Here is a 311-nt window from a genome sequence, read left to right on the forward strand (position 1 = left end):
ACATGATGAACATCTGATGCGCTTTCTTTTTTCGAGATAACGGTATTTTCAGAACAAGTACTTATTTTCTCTTTAACGCGCTTTACTTTTTGGGTTGAAGCTTTCAACCTATTCTCCCATATCTAGCAAATATTGCACACTTTTTGGGTAAACTGTATATAAAGACAGTCTCTTTTTCATAGAGTGCGAACTTTAAATGTAATCATTTTCTTCAAAAAATAAAAGGGTTCTCCTAAAATCTCTGTTGTAAATAAGGCATGAGAGATATGCTTACATATTTGTCATTTCACCGACAAAACTGTTTGAGCTTG

Source organism: Bartonella sp. AA86SXKL (genome assembly GCF_042196885.1).